This is a genomic window from Mesorhizobium sp. M1A.F.Ca.IN.022.07.1.1 (assembly GCF_003997575.1).
In the GTDB taxonomy this organism is placed as follows: domain Bacteria; phylum Pseudomonadota; class Alphaproteobacteria; order Rhizobiales; family Rhizobiaceae; genus Mesorhizobium.
Genome location: NZ_RZST01000083.1, coordinates 1 through 18,188 on the forward strand (window position 1 = coordinate 1; position 18,188 = coordinate 18,188).

General features: G+C 64.3%; 15 protein-coding genes and 1 pseudogene. 5 read left to right on the forward strand and 11 right to left on the reverse strand.

The genetic code is table 11. The features are described 5' to 3' along the window. The 6 genes and pseudogenes from EOA75_RS12240 to EOA75_RS12265 all read right to left on the reverse strand — a co-directional run. Positions 1-224 (reverse strand): annotated as a pseudogene (locus EOA75_RS12240) (peptide ABC transporter substrate-binding protein); the annotation flags it as partial. 326 nt (positions 225-550) lie between these two features. Then, positions 551-1,654 (reverse strand): mandelate racemase/muconate lactonizing enzyme family protein, encoded by a 1,104-nt coding sequence (locus tag EOA75_RS12245; protein ID WP_127324337.1) that lies wholly within the window; start codon positions 1,652-1,654, stop codon positions 551-553. A 27-nt stretch (positions 1,655-1,681) separates the two neighbouring features. After that, on the reverse strand, positions 1,682-2,374 hold the full coding sequence (locus tag EOA75_RS12250; RefSeq protein WP_095827052.1) for a GntR family transcriptional regulator: 693 nt from the start codon (positions 2,372-2,374) through the stop codon (positions 1,682-1,684). A gap of 159 nt (positions 2,375-2,533) precedes the next feature. Continuing rightward, on the reverse strand, positions 2,534-3,688 hold the full coding sequence (locus tag EOA75_RS12255; RefSeq protein ID WP_127324338.1) for an efflux RND transporter periplasmic adaptor subunit: 1,155 nt from the start codon (positions 3,686-3,688) through the stop codon (positions 2,534-2,536). Between the two features lie 14 nt (positions 3,689-3,702). After that, positions 3,703-6,897 carry a multidrug efflux RND transporter permease subunit gene (locus EOA75_RS12260; protein WP_095800938.1) on the reverse strand — a complete coding sequence of 1,065 codons (3,195 nt, stop codon included), beginning with the start codon at positions 6,895-6,897 and terminating at the stop codon, positions 3,703-3,705. Beyond that, positions 6,891-7,127 (reverse strand): hypothetical protein, encoded by a 237-nt coding sequence (locus tag EOA75_RS12265; protein WP_067327780.1) that lies wholly within the window; start codon positions 7,125-7,127, stop codon positions 6,891-6,893. The genes EOA75_RS12260 and EOA75_RS12265 overlap by 7 nt, the downstream gene beginning before the upstream one ends. A 252-nt stretch (positions 7,128-7,379) precedes the next feature. On the opposite strand from EOA75_RS12265, the gene EOA75_RS12270 reads away from it, so the two are divergent. Continuing rightward, the gene (locus EOA75_RS12270) at positions 7,380-7,961 is read left to right on the forward strand and encodes a TetR/AcrR family transcriptional regulator (RefSeq protein WP_066989382.1); all 582 of its coding nucleotides are present in this window, start codon (positions 7,380-7,382) and stop codon (positions 7,959-7,961) included. Positions 7,962-8,349: 388 nt separating this feature from the next. Here EOA75_RS12270 and EOA75_RS12280 read toward each other — a convergent pair whose 3' ends face one another. The 5 genes from EOA75_RS12280 to EOA75_RS12300 all read right to left on the reverse strand — a co-directional run bounded on the left by EOA75_RS12280 (position 8,350) and on the right by EOA75_RS12300 (position 13,680). After that, entirely contained in the window at positions 8,350-9,372 is a 1,023-nt protein-coding gene (locus EOA75_RS12280) for a LacI family DNA-binding transcriptional regulator (protein WP_127324339.1), read from the reverse strand. 55 nt (positions 9,373-9,427) lie between these two features. Beyond that, on the reverse strand, positions 9,428-10,222 hold the full coding sequence (locus EOA75_RS12285; protein WP_067328013.1) for an ATP-binding cassette domain-containing protein: 795 nt from the start codon (positions 10,220-10,222) through the stop codon (positions 9,428-9,430). Between the two features lie 5 nt (positions 10,223-10,227). Beyond that, positions 10,228-11,214, reverse strand: coding sequence for an ABC transporter permease (locus tag EOA75_RS12290; RefSeq protein ID WP_095776237.1), 987 nt, complete (start codon positions 11,212-11,214; stop codon positions 10,228-10,230). 104 nt (positions 11,215-11,318) lie between these two features. Further along, positions 11,319-12,251 carry a substrate-binding domain-containing protein gene (locus EOA75_RS12295; protein ID WP_066988900.1) on the reverse strand — a complete coding sequence of 311 codons (933 nt, stop codon included), beginning with the start codon at positions 12,249-12,251 and terminating at the stop codon, positions 11,319-11,321. Positions 12,252-12,522: 271 nt separating this feature from the next. Further along, on the reverse strand, positions 12,523-13,680 hold the full coding sequence (locus EOA75_RS12300; RefSeq protein ID WP_127324340.1) for a fumarylacetoacetate hydrolase family protein: 1,158 nt from the start codon (positions 13,678-13,680) through the stop codon (positions 12,523-12,525). 195 nt (positions 13,681-13,875) lie between these two features. Here EOA75_RS12300 and EOA75_RS12305 point away from each other — a divergent pair, with 195 nt between their 5' ends. The 4 genes from EOA75_RS12305 to EOA75_RS12320 all read left to right on the forward strand — a co-directional run bounded on the left by EOA75_RS12305 (position 13,876) and on the right by EOA75_RS12320 (position 18,059). Then, positions 13,876-15,159: an FAD-dependent oxidoreductase gene (locus tag EOA75_RS12305; protein WP_127324341.1), complete on the forward strand. Its 1,284-nt coding sequence runs from the start codon at positions 13,876-13,878 to the stop codon at positions 15,157-15,159. A gap of 96 nt (positions 15,160-15,255) precedes the next feature. Then, positions 15,256-16,143, forward strand: coding sequence for an ABC transporter permease (locus tag EOA75_RS12310; protein ID WP_067327786.1), 888 nt, complete (start codon positions 15,256-15,258; stop codon positions 16,141-16,143). Then, a complete protein-coding gene (locus EOA75_RS12315) occupies positions 16,140-16,961 on the forward strand; it encodes an ABC transporter permease (RefSeq protein ID WP_067327787.1) in 822 nt (273 codons plus the stop codon). Before EOA75_RS12310 ends, EOA75_RS12315 begins: the two co-directional genes overlap by 4 nt. A 27-nt stretch (positions 16,962-16,988) precedes the next feature. Next, positions 16,989-18,059 carry an ABC transporter substrate-binding protein gene (locus EOA75_RS12320; protein WP_066988891.1) on the forward strand — a complete coding sequence of 357 codons (1,071 nt, stop codon included), beginning with the start codon at positions 16,989-16,991 and terminating at the stop codon, positions 18,057-18,059. Positions 18,060-18,188: the final 129 nt, after the last annotated feature.

An 18,188-nucleotide genomic window follows, 5' to 3' on the forward strand; every position in this document is an offset into this window, starting at 1 on the left:
GTGGCGCCCGGCGCGCCCTGGGCGCGGGCAAGCGAGGGTGCGGCGCCGAAGCCGGCGGCCATGCCGATGCGGCCGAGAAGCGGCAGCGACAGGCCGAGCAGGCTGCCGTGGCGCACGAAATCGCGGCGGCTGACGCGGCCGTCGATGAGGCCGTCGATGAGGTGATTTTCGAGCGGCGTGCGGTTGCGCCGGATGAGGTCGAGGATGCAGTAGTTCTTGCTCATGGGTCTAAACCCTTTCCCCAGTTCTTGTGGTTGGCGAGTGCATTCCGGTTGACGACGTTCCGTGGAGTTCTCCGGTCCCGGCCATCGTCAAGAATTCAGTCGAACGAACTGTAACATGCAGTTTGGTCCGGTCCATCCGCTCCTTGATGCGGAAAAGTCAGATTTTCTTGATGCATGCCTAGCTCGGGCGTGCAGCCCCGATCGAAATCGTGGCCGCCTCGATTCGATATTTGCCGGTCTCCTTTCCTTTTGGCGATCTCCCAGTTCAGCTCAGCGAAAAGCCTGCTAGCGCGATCGGCGTTGCGGCGCTGCTCCCGATCTTCATCTCAGCCGATCTCGAAGAAGGGCTTGCCGAGCAGGTCCGGCACCACGTCGATGCCGAGCCCGGGGCCGTCGGGAATGCCCATGCGGCTGCCCGCGACCGGCGGCTTGTTGGAGGCGGTGCGCACCGTCACCCATTCGTGGAAGGCGATGGCATGCAGACGGCGCTCCTCCGGTGTCGACAGCGACAGATGCGCCATCGCGGCGGTGTCGATCTCCGCGCCGCCGGTGTCTTCGATGGTGACCATGAAACCGAGCTCGACGGCGACGTCGCGGATCAGCCGCGTCTGCGTCACGCCGCCGAGGCGCGAGATCTTCAGCGTCAGCCCATCGGCCGCGCCACGGCGATGGATTTCCAGCATCTCGCCCAGCGATGTGACGGATTCGTCGAGCACCATCGGCTTGTCGAGCATGCGGCGCACCGACATATTCTCCTCGATCGTCGTGCAGGGCTGTTCGAATGTGTAGTCGATGCCGCGTGTGGCATCGGCGAACTGGCGCGCCTGGTAGGGCGTCCAGCCGGCATTGGCGTCGCAGAAGATCACCGTGCCCTTCGGCACGGCTGATGCGACGGCGCTCACTCGCTCGATGTCGTCGCGGACATTGCCGCCGACCTTGACCTGCAGCCGATGGAAGCCTTCGGCAACGATGCGCTTGGCAAGTGCCGCCATCTGGTCGACCGTTCCGTGGGTCACGACCCGGTAAAGTTCCGCCGTCTCGCTCTCGCGGCCGCCGAGCATCGCTACCAACGGCACGTCGGCCGCGCGGGCGGCGAGATCCCAGCACGCCATGTCAAGCGCGGCTTTGACGTAGGGATGGCCTTTGAACACCGTGTCCATCAACCTGCCGATGCCGGCCAGCCCGCGCGGGTCATGGCCGATGAGATGCGGCGCGATCTCCGGCACGCCCGCGCGCGTTCCCGCCGGAAACGCGGCCGAGTAGAAATTGCCGAGCGGCGCCATCTCACCCCAGCCGGTCACGCCTGTGTCGGAAGTGATGGCGACGATCACCGCATCGAAACAGTCGGCGACCCGGCCCTTGGACATGCGGTAGGGTCCGTCCACGAAGGGCTGCACGACATGGTAGGCTTTTATGCTCTTGATCTTCACGTTGGTGTCCGTTTGTCCGCGGGTTTGTCAGGCGCCCTTCGATGCGCGCTTTTCGAGGCTGCGCGCATAGGCAAGAAGCGCTTCGAAATCGTTGTCGATATGCTCGCGGGCATGGCGCTGGGCAGCGCGCATGTCCGTGCCCTTGAGCAGCGCCACATAGGTTTCGTGCAGGTCCTCGGCCGGTACCGGCTCGTTCCGCGCACGCTGGTGCAGGGCGAAATACATTTGCAGCCGGCTGGTCAGCCGCTGCCAGGTTTCGAGCAGCACCGAATTGTCGGCCCACTCATAGACCAGCCCGTGCAGCTGCAGCGCCGTCTCGATCTGGCGCGTGGTGTCGAGCGCCCGGGTCGCCTGCTTCACCGCTTCATGGCGGCGGTCGAGCTCGTCGAAGAAGCGCTGGTCGCGCTGCGGCCAGGCGAGCTCGATGGCGAAGTCGTCGAGCACCTTGTTGAGGGAATAGGCGTCGACGATGTCCTTGGCGGTGACGTCGACGACGAAGGTTCCGGCATAGGGAATGCTGGTCAGGATACCTTCCTGCACCAGCTCGCGCATCGCCTCGCGCAGCGGCGCGCGGCTTACCCGCATCTGCTCGGAAATGCGGAGTTCGTTGAGCTTCTGCCCAGGCTCCAGCTGGCCGGTCAGAATGGCGCGCCTGAGCAGCGCGACGATCTCGGCCCTGCGCGTCGTATCCGCGATCGGACTGAAATCCAGCTTTGACATGTGGGCCACTCCTGGATGAACCGACTGCAAGACAAGCAGATTGTCGACAATCCAACAAGAGGGTGGCTGTCGATTTTTTCCCGGTTGCAGGCGCGCAAACAAAACGGCGCCCTCGATGTGGGTGCCGAGGGCGCCGTCGGACCGGGACTGATGGGATTATCAGCTGGCCGGTTTCGTTTCCGGCAAGGGAGAAACCGGCATTCCGGGTCCGATCTTCTGCAAATTGCCGGTGATCACCTGGTCGGTCTCGGAGATGCCTGAGGTGACGGAAATCAGATCGCCGTCGGTCGGGCCGAGCGACACCAGCTTCTGGTCTACAGTGTTGTCTTTGCCGAGGACGTACAGGTATTTGCCGAGCTGGCTGGAACCCAGCGCCACCTGCGGCACCATCAGCGTATTGGGCTGCTCCTTCACATGCAGCCGCACGCGCACATACTGCCCGGGCAGCAGCGCGAACTTGGCGTTGCCGATCGTCGCCCGCGCCGTGATCGTGCCGGTCGAATGATCGATCGTGTTGTCGATGAAGGTGAGCTGGCCCTTCTGGCTGGGCTCGGTCTCGCCGGGCAACAGCACGTCGACCGCAATCGGACCGTTGGCCTTCGCCTGCTCGATCTGGACGAGGTCGGTCTCGCTCGGATTGAAGGTGACGTAGATCGGGTCGAGCTGCACCAGCGTGTTGAGAACCGTGCCGGCGACGCTCACCAGGGTGCCGACCGAGGCTTGGTTGCGGCCGATCCGTCCGGAGAACGGTGCCTTGATCTCGGCATAGCCGAGATTGAGCTCGGCCGTCCGCACCGCCGCCTGGTCGACCGCAAGGGCGGCTTCGGCCGTGCGCAAGTTGCTGGTGCGCTGGTCGAAGCTGTCCTTGGCGAGGTACCCGGCCTTGGCAAGGTCGGTGCCACGGCCGAGGTTGGACCGCGCGTATTCGAGCGCTGCCGCGTCGCGCTGCACCTGCGCCTTCGCCTGGTCGAGCGCTGCCTGGTAGTCCTCGGGCGCGATCCGGTAAAGCAGGTCGCCCTGCCTGACGTCGCTGCCGTCCTGCGCCGTCTGCTCCTGCAGATAGCCCGGCACGCGCGCCTGCAGGGTGATGTTGCGGATCGGCTCGACGCGCGCGGCGTAGTCGAGATAGATCGGCAGCGTCTTCTTGACGACGTTGACCACCGGGACCGGCATGACGAACGCCTTGGGCGCAGGTGCCGCGCCCGCAGTGCTGGCGCTGAGGCTGAGATTGCCCATGTCGAGCAGGTGCACGCTTGCCACCGAGATTGCGCCCAGCGCGACCGCCGTTCCCAAAGCGATTTTCCATTTACGCATGTTGGTCTCCAATCCTATTCGGCCGCCTGGGCGAGCCGGACGGGCTCGGCGGTCGGTTCAATCTCTTGTTGGTGCGGGGCATGTTGAGGCCCCGCGGCAGGTTCGCTCTCGCCGCCGCGCTCGCGCAGCTTCTCGATCACCGCGTAGAAGACCGGCACGAAGACCAGCGACAGGATCGTCGCCGCCACCATGCCGCCGAAGACGGTGGTGCCGATCGACTGCCGGCTGGCGGCGCCCGCGCCGGTCGCGAACATCAGCGGCAGCACGCCGAGGATGAAGGCGAAGGCCGTCATCAGGATCGGCCGCAGCCTCAGCCGCGCGGCTTCCATCGCCGCCTCGACGATGGTCAGGCCTTCCTCGCGGCGCCGTCGGGCGAACTCGACGATCAGGATCGCGTTCTTCGCCGCCAGGCCGATCAGCATGACGAAACCGATCTGCGAGTAGACGTCGATCTGCATGCCGCGCAGCAAGAGCACGACGAAGGCGCCGAACAAGGCGAGCGGCACGGCGAGCAGCACCATGAAGGGCATCGCCCAGCTTTCATACTGCGCCGCCAGGATCAGGAAGACGAACACGATCGCCAGGCCGAACACGATCGAGGCGATCGATCCGGCCTGGAGCTCCTGATAGGTGATGCCGGTCCATTCATAGCCGAAGTCCCGCGGCAGCACGTTTGCCGCCGCCCGCTCCATCGCCGCGACCGCTTGTCCGGACGAGAAGCCTGGCGCCGCGCCGCCGTTGATGAGGGCGGATGCATTGTTGTTGTAATGCGGCACGGTCTCGGGACCGACGATCGGCACCAGCTTGCCCAGTGTGCTCAGCGGCACCATCCCGCCGGACGCATTGCGAACGTAGAGGCGCGAGATGTCGTTCGCGTTTCCGCGCGCGTCCTTGTCGGCCTGGATCGTCACCCGGAACGTGCGGCCGAAAAGGTTGAAGTCGTTGACGTAGAGGGAGCCGAGATAGATCTGCAGCGTGTTGAACACGTCGGGCAGGTTGAGGCCGAGCAGCTTCGCCTTGCTGCGGTCGAGGTCGTAGTTGAACTGCGGCGTCGAGGTCGAGAAGGACGAGAACAGCTGCTGCGGATTGAGCTCCGGCTGCTTGCGTGCTTCCGCGATCAGCGCCTGCGTGACCTCGTTGAGCGCGGCGCTGCCGCGGCCCGAAAGGTCTTCCACCTGGAATTCGAAGCCGCCGGTCGTGCCGAGGCCCGGGATCGAGGGTGGATCGAATGAGAGCGCAAACGCCTCCGGTATCTGCAGCAACTTGTTGCGCACCTCGGCGACCAGCTTCGATGCGTTCTGGTCGGGCCCGCGTTCGTCCCACGGCTTCAGGATGGCGAACTCCACCGCCGAGTTCGATTGCGCGGCGCTGGTGAGGAAGTTCAGGCCGCTGATCGAGCCGACGATGTCGACGCCGGGCGTGTTCTGCAGGATGTCGCGCGCCTTCTGCGCCACCGCGTCGGTGCGCTCCAGCGAAGCGCCGTCCGGCAACTGGATGACGACGAAGAAATAACCCTGGTCCTCCACCGGAAGGAAGGTCGAGGGCAGCTTCTGCCAGACGAAATAGGTGGCGACCAAGCCCGCCGCGAACAGGCCGAGCATGGCCCAGCGCAGCCGGATCAGAATGCGCACGCCATGCGCGTACGCATGCGACAGCCAGTCGAAGCCGGCATTGAACCAGCGGAACAGCACGAACTGCGTTTCGCCGCGATGGCGCAGGAACGCGGCGCTCAGCGCCGGGCTCAGCGTCAGCGAGTTGAAGGCGGAGATGCCGACCGAGATCGCAACGGTAAGCGCGAACTGGTTGTAGAGCCGTCCCGAAACGCCGGGAATGAAGGCGACCGGGATGAACACCGCCATCAGCACCGCCGTGGTGGCGATGATTGGGCCCGTCACTTCGGCCATCGCCGCGCGCGTCGCGGCGAGCGGCTTGAGGCCGGCCTCCAGCTGTCGCTCGACGTTCTCGACCACGACGATGGCGTCGTCGACGACAAGGCCGATCGCCAGCACCATGCCGAGCAGCGAGAGCATATTGAGCGAGAAGCCCAGCATGTACATCACCGCCAGCGTCGCGATCAACGACACCGGGATGGCGATGGTCGGGATGATGGTAGTGCGCCAGCTCTGCAGGAAGATGAAGACGACAGCTACCACCAGCACCAGCGCTTCGCCGAGCGTGATCAGCACGTCATGCATCGAGGCCGAGACGAAGCGCGTCGTATCGTAGTGCATGGCGTAGTGGACGCCCTTCGGGAAGCGCGCCGACAATTCCTGCATCTTGTCCTTGACCCGCTGCTGCAGGTCGAGCGCGTTGGAGCCGGGCATCTGGTAGACGGCGAGCACCACGGTCGGGTCCTTGCCGAAGAAGGCCGATGACGAATATTGCAGCGCGCCGAGCTCGATGCGGGCGACGTCGCGCAGACGCACGAGCGAGCCGTTCTGCGAGTTGGCGCGCACGACGATGTCGCCGAATTCCTTCGGGTCGCTCAAACGGCCGACCGCATTGACCTGCATCTCGAAGGCGGTGCCGGCCGGCGCCGGCGATTGGCCGATCTTGCCCGCCGCCACCTGCACGTTCTGCTCGGAAATGGCGTTCTGCACATCGACGGCGGTGATGCCGAGATTGGCCAGTTTGTCCGGATCGAGCCAGACGCGCATCGAATAGCGCCGTTCGCCGAAAATCTGCACGTCGCCGACGCCGGGCAGCCGCTTCAGCGGATCGACGACCTGGAGATAGGCGAGGTTGCTCAGCGCGACCGGATCGACCGAGCCGTCGGGCGAGGTGAGGTCGACGATCAGAACGAAGTTCGGGTTCTGCTTCTTGATCGTGACGCCGCCCTGGTTGACGATGGCCGGCAGGGAGGATGCGGCCTGCGAGACGCGGTTCTGGACGTCGACGGCCGCCGTGCTCAGCGGATAGCCGACGTCGAATGTGATGGTGATGGTCGAGGAGCCGTCATTCGAGCTCGTCGATGACATATAGGTCATGCCTTGCACGCCGTTGATCTGCTGCTCCAGCGGCGTGGTGACCGTATCGGCCACCACCTGCGCGCTGGCGCCTGGATAATGGGCGCTGACCACGACCTGCGGGGGCGTGATGTCAGGGAACTGCGAGACCGGCAGCAGGAAATAGGCGATCGCACCAGCGAGCACCATGATGATGGCGATCGCCGATGCGAAGATCGGGCGGTGGATGAAGAAGTTCACCATGACGCGGATGCCTCGCCGAACGGTTTTGCAAAATGGCGCATGCGCCGGGCCCGGACGGAACCGGAATCCTCCAGGAAGGATGGCGGGACATCTTCCGGCGCCTGTTCCGCGGCGCGCGAGCGCAGCATCCGTTCGAAGGCGTTGGGATCGACCCCATCAGCCTTCATCACCAGCCGGATCATCGGATCCCGGATGGCTTCGTCGATCGTCAGGTCTTTGCGCTTTTGCATAGGAGCGGCTCCTTGCTGCGGCCCGCATCGGATGATCACGGACCGCTTTTTCTCGTTTTCACCGGCCGAAGCCGCATGACAGGCAGGTTTTTCGTCCTATCTCACTCTGGCAGGGCTCTATCGGGGGGCCTTGTCGTTTGACGGGGAGCGATATAGGTGTTACCAGTAAGTAACATCTGAAAGTTACAGACCGGTAACACCCTAGTCAAGAGGTGACCTCGGTTTTTTTGGAAACGACGAAAGGAGAGCATGATGACTGACGGCGTTGCGGAACGTTCCCGCCCCCGGGATCGCATCCTGGAAACGGCGCAGGACATGTTCCACAAGCACGGGATCAAGGGCGTCGGCGTCGACGCCATCACGGAGGCTGCCGGCACCAACAAGATGACGCTCTATCGTCACTTCGAATCCAAGGACGATCTGATCATCGAATGCCTGCGCGCCACGGCGGCGAAGGCTTCAAGGATATGGGACGAGTTCGAGGCCGAGCATCCCGGCGACAAGCTCGCGCAGTTGCATGCCTGGGTCCGCAAGGCTTCGGAGCTGCTCAGCGCCGACAGTCGCGGCTGCGACATGGCCAATGCCGCCGTCGAGCTCACCGAGACCGATCACCCGGCACGGCGCGTCATCAAGGAACTGAAGGAAGCCCAGCGCGAAAAGCTGGTTGCGCTCTGCCGCGATGCCGGCATCGGCCAGGCCGAGTTGCTCGCCGATACGCTGTCGCTGTTGCTCGAAGGCGCGCGCGTCTCGATGCAGAGCGTTGGCGCCGAGGGCCCGAGCGCGCAGTTCGTGCGCATGGCCGAGAGCCTGATCGCCTCGTTCCGGGCACGCTGAAGGCGGCTTCCCCTGATGCGGCCGCTTCGCGGCCAGGCTAGCGCCGGCGCTGACCCGTCTCCTCTCTCCCCAGGAGAGTTCGGATTGCTCGAATTGCAAGGCAATTCGACTCGGCAATATCCGGGTGAGGGGCGCTCCGCCTAAGTGCAGGCAAAGAAAAAGCCCGCTGCCGGGAGGAGGAGGCAGCGGGCTTCGATTTCGAATACGGCGCGGGAGGAGGAGCACCGCATTCAGCGCCGGTGTCTGGGAGGAGGAAGACATCCGACGCCGCAATAATTACGATTTGCCCAACCATTCGGCAACTACGAAACGTGCATAGCTGGTGTGCAGATTTGCCGGATCAATCGTCTGACAAATCAGTGAGGCGACGGCATGATGCCATTCGCGCCTACTGCACCGGCACGTTTTCCTTCATGATCAGCCGGGGCTCGATGAATTTCTTGGTCAGGTACGGCGCCGACGAGGCGATCGAGCCGAGCAGGCGGATCACTGCTTGCTCGGCAATCAGCCGGGCGTTCTGGTCGATGACCACGTCGGCGAGATCGTCGACGAGGTAGCGGCGCGTTTCCCTGGTCAGGTCATGGCAGATGAAGACGGGCTTTCTGCGCGGCTTGGCCTCGAGCAACGCCTTGGCCACGCCGGAGCGTCCGGCGCCGACGCAGTAGATGCCGAGCAGTTCCGGTTCGTTGTGCAAGGCCTTCATGGTCGCGCTGTAGCTGGCGTCGGGCTCGTCGTTGATCTCGACGGCGCTGGAGACGGTGAGATTGGGGAACTCTTCTGCGAGCACCGAGCGGAAACCCATCTCGCGCTCCTCGTGGCCGCGGTAGGAGCGCGAGCCAACGACCATCGCGAGGTGCCCGATCCGGCCGCCAAGGAAGCGGCCCATCAGCAGCGCCGCCGTGCGTCCGGCAACCCGGTTGTCGATGCCGACATACGCCGAGCGAGGGGCCGCCGGCACATCGGAAACCAGCGTGACCAGCCGGATGCCGGCCTCGACCAGCTCGCGCAAAATGTTGCGCGTGCGTGGATGGTCGACGGCGATGACGCCGACGCCATTGGCCTTGAGCGAGAGGTTCTCGATCGCGCCTTGCAGCGCGCCCGGCGATATGCCGGCGAGGTTGTGGATGCGGCAGGAGGCGACCAGCGGCAGGCGCGCGGCATAGTCCTCGATATGATGGGCAAGGTCGGCCATGAAGGCGTTGCTCCCGATCGGCAGGAAGAATTCGAGATGCGCCGGCTTCGACGGCAACACGACTTGATCGAGCGTCGGCAGATAGCCGAGCTGCTTTGCCGCCTCCAAGACGCGCTGCCGGTTGGCCGCGCTTGCGCCCGGCCTGTTGTTGAGCACTCGGTCGACCGTCGCGGTCGACAGGGCGCAGCTTCTGGCGATGTCGGCTACGGTCGCTTTCATGGGTCCGGTCATGGGATAGGATCGAGCCCCAGTTAAAAATCAAGGTCAGGCCAAATCAGCCATGCGGCTGCGGGCCGTCGGAAATCGCATCGCGGATCTCCTTGTCCGACATGCCGGTGATGACGCGTTCGACGTCCGCTACTGTGGTCTTCTTCGGATCGATATCATCGGCCACCACCTTGCCGCGGCGCATCACCACGATGCGGTCGACGACCTGGAAGACATGGTGGATGTTGTGTGCGATGAAGATGCAGGAGTGGCCGGAATCGCGGGCGCCGCGCACGAAGCTCAACACCCCTTGCGTCTCGGCAACGCCGAGATTGTTGGTCGGCTCGTCGAGGATGATGAGGTCGCTGTCGAAATGCATGGCGCGCGCGATCGCCACTGCTTGCCGCTCGCCGCCTGATAGTGAGCCGATCGGCGTCGTCGGCGGGATGTTTTTGGAGATGCCGACCTGCTTGAGCAGGTCGCGTGCCACCGTGTTCATCGCCTCCTGGTCCATGCGGTTGAGGAAACGCGGCGGTTTGATCGGCTCGCGCCCCAGGAACAGGTTGCGGGCGATCGACAGCTGCGTGACAAGCGCGGAGTCCTGATAGATCGTCTCGATGCCTTCAGCGATCGCGTCGCTGGTGCTGCGGAAATTCACCTTCTTGCCGCGCACGAAAATGTTGCCGCTGGTCAGCGGCACCGCGCCCGACAGCACCTTGATCAGCGTCGATTTGCCGGCGCCGTTGTCGCCGAGCAGGCCGACGATCTCCTTTTCGTTGACGTGGAAGTTGGCGTCCACCAGCGCCTGTACGCGCCCATAAGACTTGCGGATGTTCGTCATGCGGATCAGAGGCTCGGCCATCGTCTTCAAGTCCCTGCCTGGTGCCGGCGTTCGAGCCATGAGTGCAGCGCCATCATCCCGAGGATGATCGCGCCAATGAAGATGTTGTAGGCGAGTCCCGGCACGCCGATCAGCACGATGCCGTTGCGCATGACGCGCAGGATGAGGATGCCGAGCACCGTGCCGATAATGGTGCCGCGGCCGCCGGTCAGCGCCGTGCCGCCGATGACCACCATGGCGATGACCTCGAGCTCGTAGCCGGTGCCGCTGTTCGGATTGGCGGCCGAGGTGCGCAGCGACGAGATCACGCCGGCGAGCGAGGCCATCACCGCCGAGAGGATGAACAGGCCGATCTTGACCCGGCTGACATTGACGCCGCGGGCGCGCGCCGCGTTGGGATTGCCGCCGGCCGCCTGGATCCAGTTGCCGGTGCGGCTTTGCGTCAGCACATAACCGAGCGCGATCGCGGCGCCGATGAACCAGAACAGCGAGGCATAGATGCGGAACGGGCCGATGTAGAAGTCGCCGACCAGGATGTCCGCAAGCCAGCTGCCTTCGGCGCTCCAGGTGCGCTGCGGAAAGCCATCGGTGACGAAAAGCGCGGTGCCGCGCACGACGAGCAGCATGCCGAGCGTGACCAGGAAGGACGGGATCTTGAGCTGCGTGACGAACCAGCCATTGACAAGCCCGATCAAGGCCGCGACCACCAGCGCGATGGCTAAGCCCATCTCCAGCGAGGTGACCCCGCCGTTGAACAGCGTCCACATCAGCACCGGCGAGAAGCCGAACAACGAGCCGACCGACAGGTCGAATTCGCCCGACGTCATCAGCAAGGTCATCGCCAGCGCGATCAGCCCAAGCTCGACGGTGAAGGCAAGGATGTTCGAGATGTTCTGCGGCGACAGGAAATCCGGATTGATGCCCCAGAAGATGACGAGTTCGACGATCAGCAGCACCAACGGCCCGAATTCCGGCCGCGCGATGAAACTTTGGATGAAGGAACGGTTTTCCATTGGGCCCGCGATGTGAATGATTGGCGAGCCCGCTGCGATCAGTCAGGACTCGACGGTCCAGGAAGCGATCGCGGCCCGAAAGCCGCGACCGTTAATGTCAGCAATTACTTGCCGGACAGGATCTTGTCATAAACGCCGGCAGTATCCTTTTCATAGAGCGCGCCGGTGATGACGTTGAAGCCCGGAGGAATGCCGGCAGACGCCATCGCCGCCATCGAAAGCGCGATGTAGCTGGTCGCCTGCGGGTCCTGCCACTGCGCGGCGTTGACATAGCCGTTCAGCACTTCCTGGGTGGTGTCGAGCGAGTTGCCCCAGCCGACAACGGGGATCTCGCCCGGCTTGACGCCGACTTGGTCGAAGACGCGCTTGACCGAGCCTGTGACGAGGTCGCCGAGGCCGATGATTGCCTTCACCTTGCCCTTGTGGGCGGTGAGATAGTCGACCATGCGGTTGATCACTTCGGCCTGGTCGAGCGTCGCCTCGGTCACCTCATAGGTGATGCCGAGCGGCTCGAACACGCTCTTGATGCCTTCCTCTTCCTGCACGCCATAGGTGGCGCCGGGCACCTCCACCGGCATCCATACGAAGTCGCCCTTCTTCACCAGGCCCTTGTCGACCAGATACTGCGCCCAGTGCTTGCCGAAGGTGACGTTGTCGCCGCCGACATAGGCGTTGAAGTTGGCCTTCGGGTCGGGCGTGTTGAAGTTGATGATCGGAATGTTGGCCGCACGGGCCTCCTTGACGATCTCGACGAGGCTGCCCGGATCGGGGCTGGTGGTGACGATGCCGTCGGCCTTGGCCGAGATGGCGGCGCGAACAGCCTCCTGCTGCGAGGCAACGTCGCCATTGTGGAACGAGGTGTTCACCTTGTTGCCGGTGTCGGTCGCCCATTGCTTGGCACCGGCCAGGAAGTAGGTCCAGACCGGATCGGCCGGCCCGCCATGCGAAATCCAGTAGAAGGTCTTGGCCTCGGCCATCGCCGGAATGGCGATTGCCGCGATCAAGCCAAGCACGAACAGTCTCAGCCTCGAAAGCATCGATTTCCTCCCATGTTGAAAACCACCTCCACATCAGGCGCGATGCGGTCCTCAAGGATCGCATCTTCCTGCCCGCGCCGACCGGACGCCTCTAGAGCATTCCCTTTTTCGGCCGCTGGCAAGCCTCGATCGTCAATGGATGTTGGCACAGCTCCGCACGCCATCAGCAATCCCATCAGATTGCATCAGTTACCGTGATATTTTCCCGGCAAACGCCGCTGCGCTCATCAGCCTCCAGTGATGAGCAAGCGTATGCCGTTGTGATCCGCTGCTAGATCAGACCGGCTCTGGCGAGGTCGCGCATCAGGTGGCTGGCGCCGTAGGTCCAGGGCGGGCAGTCGGGCGACAGGCGCACCCGGTTGGTCAGCGCGCCCAACTTTTCCGACGAGATGGTGACGATGTCGCCGACCTTGTGGGTGAAGCCCTTGCCCTTTTCGCCGCGATCCTTCGACGGCACGAACATGGTGCCGAGATAGAGCGCCAGCCCGTCCGGGTATTGGTGATGCGGTCCCATCGCGGCTCTGACCAGCTCTTCCGGCGAGCGGCTGATCTCGGCCATCGAGCTTGCGCCCTCCAGCGAAAAACCGTCCTCGCCCTCGACGCTTAGCCGCACCGTGGCGCGCTTCACGTCGGCGATGGAAAAGGTCTCGTCGAAGAGCCGGATGAAAGGTCCAAGCGAGGCGGAAGCATTGTTGTCCTTGGCCTTGCCGAGCAGCAGCGCCGAGCGTCCTTCGACATCGCGCAGATTGACATCGTTGCCGAGCGTGGCGCCGACGATGCGGCCCGAGCTGTCGGCGATCATCGCGATCTCCGGCTCCGGATTGTTCCAGGTGGAGACCGGATGCAGCCCGACATCGGCGCCGAAGCCGACGGAGGCCATCGGCTGGCATTTGGTGAAGATCTCGGCATCGGGGCCGATGCCCACTTCCAGATATTGCGACCAGGCGCCGCGCTGGATCAGCTTGGCCTTGATCTCCATCGCTTCCGGCGACCCTGGCTTGAGCTTGGAGAGATCATGGCCGATCAGCCCGGCGATGTCGGCGCGGATGGCGTCGGCCTTTTCCGCGGAGCCGCGCGCCTGCTCCTCGATGACGCGCTCGAGCAGGCTGACGACGAAGGTGACGCCGGAAGCCTTCACCGCCTGCAGGTCGACGGGGGAGAGCAGGATCGGCTTCTTGGCGTCGCGCTGAGACTCGAAGCTGTTGGCTGCGATGTCTTCCAGTGTGCCGATCGCCTTGGCCCGGGCCGAGCGCACGTAGGCGGCCGGGTCCTTCAGCTCGCAGAGGTCGCGCACGGTAGGCGCCGCGCTCGACGTGATGTCGATGACCTCGCCTGCGCGCACCGTGACCACCAGCGGATGGGAGGCTTCGCTGATCCTGGCGCGGCCGACGAAAAGGCCGTCGCCAGGGAGGCGGGTTAAATCGGTCATGGTCTTCTGTCCTCTCCATTGTCGCGCGGCACTTTCCCCGGATTTAAGGCAAACGTCTATCCCATCGATGGCGAGGTTATGAGCCAATGGCATGCTGTCACATAGCCAAGCGCCGACTGGCCCATCGGGTCCCCTTTCAAGCTCATGAAATCAGCAATAGGATTTTCACGAGCCTCCAGCGCCTCAGGTGACCAATTGCCCGCAGCCTTTTCCGATCCGATCTGGCAAAAGCCCCCAACAGCTCCGGCGTTCCAGTCCGAGCTGTCGAGCGACGGCACGCTCGACGCGGTGATCGTCGGCGGCGGCATCATGGGTCTGTCGACCGCCTTGCACGCGGCCCGCGCCGGTCTTTCCGTCCAGGTGCTGGATGCCGGCGCGATCGGGCAGGGCGCGTCGGGCTTGAACGGCGGCCAGGTCATTCCCGGCCTCAAATATGATCCCGAATGGCTGATCGAGCACTTTGGCAAGGAGCGCGGCGAGGCCCTGGTCGACTTCGCCGCCTCGACGGCCGACGCGGTGTTCGATGTGATCCGTGACGAGAAGCTTGCGGTGCCGTTCACGCGGAACGGTTGGATCCAGGCCGCGCACACCGAGACCGCGCTGAAGGCGGCGGCGAACCGGGATCGGCAATGGCGGGCTCGCGGCGCCGACGTCAAGCTGCTCGACCGAGCCGAGATCGCCGCGATGACCGGCGCCAAGGGCTATCTTGGCGGCTGGCTCGACCGCCGCGCCGGCGTCATCGATCCGCTGTCCTACACGCTCGAGCTTGCCCGCCTCGCCTCGGACGTCGGCGTCGGGATCGCCGAACAGCAGCGGGTGGTGAGGCTCACCAAGGAAGCGGGCGTCTGGCGGGTCTCCACGCAAGGCGGCGCCGAACTGCGCGCGAAGGCGGTCGTGCTCGCCACCAACGCCTATACGGACGGCCTGCTCCCCGGGCTTGCCCGGACGATTGTGCCTCTGCATTCCTTCCAGATCGCCACGGCGCCGCTGCCGGCCGAGCTTGCGGCAAGCATCCTGCCCGGCGGGCAAGCCGTTTCCGATTCCCGCCGCATCTTGGTCTATTACCGCAAGGGCCCTGATGGCCGGATGGTGTTGGGTGGACGCGGCCGCATGGCCCTGCCTTCAAGCGCGGCCGATTGGGCGCATTGCGAACGCGCGCTGCTGCGCCTCTATCCGGCGCTTGCCGGCATCGCCGTCGAAAAGCGCTGGTTCGGCCGTGTGGCGATGACCCCGGATCATCTCCCGCACCTGCATGAGCCGGAAAATGGCCTGCTCGCCGTGGTCGGTTGCCAGGGCAGGGGCGTCGGACCGATGAGCGCGCTGGGCAAGCGCATGGCGGGTTACCTCGCGACCGGCGATGTCAGTCGATTGCCTTTCCCGCTGTCGCCGATCCGGCCGATCCCGTTCCACGCCTTCCGCCAGGTCGGCGTTGCCGCCACCATCGCCTGGTATCGGATGCTGGATGCCTTCGAGCGCTGAAGTTGAACGCGGCAGCGCATCACCGATTTAGCTTGACAGTTTCAGGAATATGAAAAATCATTAGCTGATTTCAAAAATCCGATGGGCAGCTAGCAGATGTCCACCATCGTTGCAGCGCGACGATCGCCGGAAACCCGCATCTCGCCGGTTTTCCGCTTTGCCATGCTGTTGCCCGGCGGGGTGGTCACCTTCTTCCTCATCCTCTTTGCCCTCGGCCTTGTGCTCTTCCTTGCCTTCAGGAGCAATGACGGCTCGCTGCTCGGCGCCGGCCTGACGGCGGCAAACTTCGTAACTGTGGCCACCGATCCGCTCTACTGGACGGTGACGCTGCGCTCGCTGGTCATCGCCGGCCTGGTGACGCTCGCCACCGTCGCTACTGCATATCCGGTCGCCTACTACCTCGCCTTCCATGCCGGCCGCCGGCGCAACCTGCTGCTCTTCCTGGTCACGCTGCCGTTCTGGACCAGCTACCTTTTGCGCGTCTTTGCCTGGAAGATCGTGCTTGCCTATAACGGCGTCCTGAACTCGGCTTTCATCGAAAGCGGCCTCTGGTCGGAGCCGACGCTCGCCTTCCTCAACACGCCGGCCGCGGTGGTGGTGACGCTTGCGCACGCCTACGCGCCTTTCGCCATCCTGCCCATCTACGTGGCGCTGGATACCATCCCGAAATCGCTGCTCGAAGCCGCCTCCGATCTCGGCGCGCGCCCGTTCACGTCGTTCCGCCGCGTCGTGCTGCCCAATTCGATGCCGGGGGTGCTGGCGGCGGCTCTCGTCGTCTTCGTGCCGACCGTCGGCGACTATGTCACGCCGGCTATGGTCGGCGGCCCGGCCAGTACCATGATCGGCACGCTGATCCAGTCGCAATTCGGCAAGGCCAATGACTGGCCGTTCGGCGCGGCCCTGTCGGTCTGCGTCATGCTGGTCATCCTGTGCGTGGTCCTGGTCGCGCGCGGCGCCGACCGCCGGTTTGGCAGCCGCACATGAGCGCGGCGCGCAAAGAGGCAAATGCGGGCGGTCGCTGGCTCGGCCTCTATGTGCTTGCCTATCTCGTCTTCCTCTATCTGCCTATCCTTTTGATCCCGCTGTTTTCCTTCAACGATTCCATCCAGGCGGCGTTTCCGCTGCAGGGCTTCACGCTCGGTTGGTACGAGACCCTCTACGGCAATCCGGCGCTGTCCGGCGCTTTGGCCAACAGTCTCGTCATCGGTGTCGTTGCTGCCTCGGGGGCAACGCTTTGCGGCATCACCGTTTCCTATATGGACCTCTACGGCCGCTCGCCGCTCGCGGCTACGATCAGTGCCATAGCCCGGCTGCCGATCCTAATCCCCGGCGTCATCGTCGGCATCTCGCTCTTGATCCTGGTCAATCTCATTGGCCTCGGCCCGTCGCGCGTTGCAATCGTGCTCGGCCATATCCTGGTGGCGCTGCCGACGACGGTGGTGGTGATGCGCAGTCGATTCGCCGCGATCCCAAAGACCATTCGCGAGGCGGCGCTCGACCTTGGGGCGTCGGACTGGACAACGTTCCGGCGCGTCATGCTTCCGCTCAGCCTGCCGGCGGTGCTGTCGGCCTTCATGCTCGCCTTCCTGACCTCCTTCGACGAGTTCATCGTCGTCTTCTTCCTCGCCGGCACCGAGCCGACGCTGCCGCTCTACATTTGGAGCCAACTGCGCTTCCCGCGTTCGCTGCCCACGGTGATGGCGCTCGGAACGGTGATCCTGGCCGTGTCCTTCGTCATCGCCACCCTCGCCGAGATCCTGCGCCATCGCGGCCTCGGCGCCGCGCGCCGCAATCCAGCCTGAACCACAACAAAGAAGAGGAGAACGAAAATGACAGTCCACCTGAAATCGATCACGGGATACAAGGCCCGCGCGGGTCTAGCCGCACTCGCCCTGGCGCTGTCGTCGACCGTCGCTTTGGCCGCCGACAAGCTGCAATATTTCACCTGGTCGGGCTACGAGCTGCCCGACTTCAACAAGAGCTTCCTCACCGCGCATCCGGATGGTGTCGAGGCCACGATCTTCGGCGATGACGACGATGCCTTCACCAAGGTCAAGGCCGGCTTCCGGCCCGACATCGCCCATCCCTGCTACGACAAGGTGGCGCGCTGGAACAAGGAAGGCCTGCTGCAGCCGATCGACACCAAGCGCATCAAGAATTGGGATTCGATCTTCCCGGTGTTCAAGAACCTGCCCGACTTGCAGGCAGGCGACGGCAAGGTCTGGATGGTGCCGTGGGACTGGGGCAACACCTCGATCCTCTACCGGACCGATCTGGTGAAGAACCCCGAGGCGAGCTGGAACCTTTTGTGGGACAAGCAATATGCCGGCCGCATGGCGACCATCGACGCCGTGCACGACACGCCGATCGTCGCGGCACTTCTGGCTGGCGTGAACCCCTTCGACATGACGCCGGAGCAGATGGAAAAAGTCGCGGCGAAACTGCGCGAGCAGCGGCCACTGCTGTCGAGCTACACCACCGACATGACCTCGGTCGAGCAGGCGCTGGCCAGCGGCCAGTTGGTCGCCGCCATGACCTGGAACGCGTCGGCCACGTCGCTCAAGAAGCAGGGCGTGCCGGTCGAGTTCATGAAGCCGAAGGAAGGCATGCTCACCTGGGCCTGCGGCTTCGTCATGCTGAAGGACGCCAAGAACGTCGATCTCGCCTATGACTTCATCAACAGTCGGCTCGACGCCGATTCGGGCAAGTACCTCATCCAGTCCTACGGCTATGGCAGCTCGCTTTCGACCGCCTTCGCCGGCGTGTCGAAAGACGAGCTGGACAAGCTGCAGCTGCCGGCGGATCCCGACGTGATGCTGAAGAGCACGATCTTCACCGGACCGATGAAGCAGAACGACGACGTCGCCAAGATGTTCGAGAAGGTGAAAGCCGGCGGCTGAGCGCACTTGCCTTCTCCGCCTGTGGGAGAAGGTGGACCGGCGCGCAGCGCCGAGACGGATCAGGGGTGATCCAGGGAACGCCGACGTCTCACTTCGCTGGAGCACCCCTCATCCGTCGCCTTCGGCGAC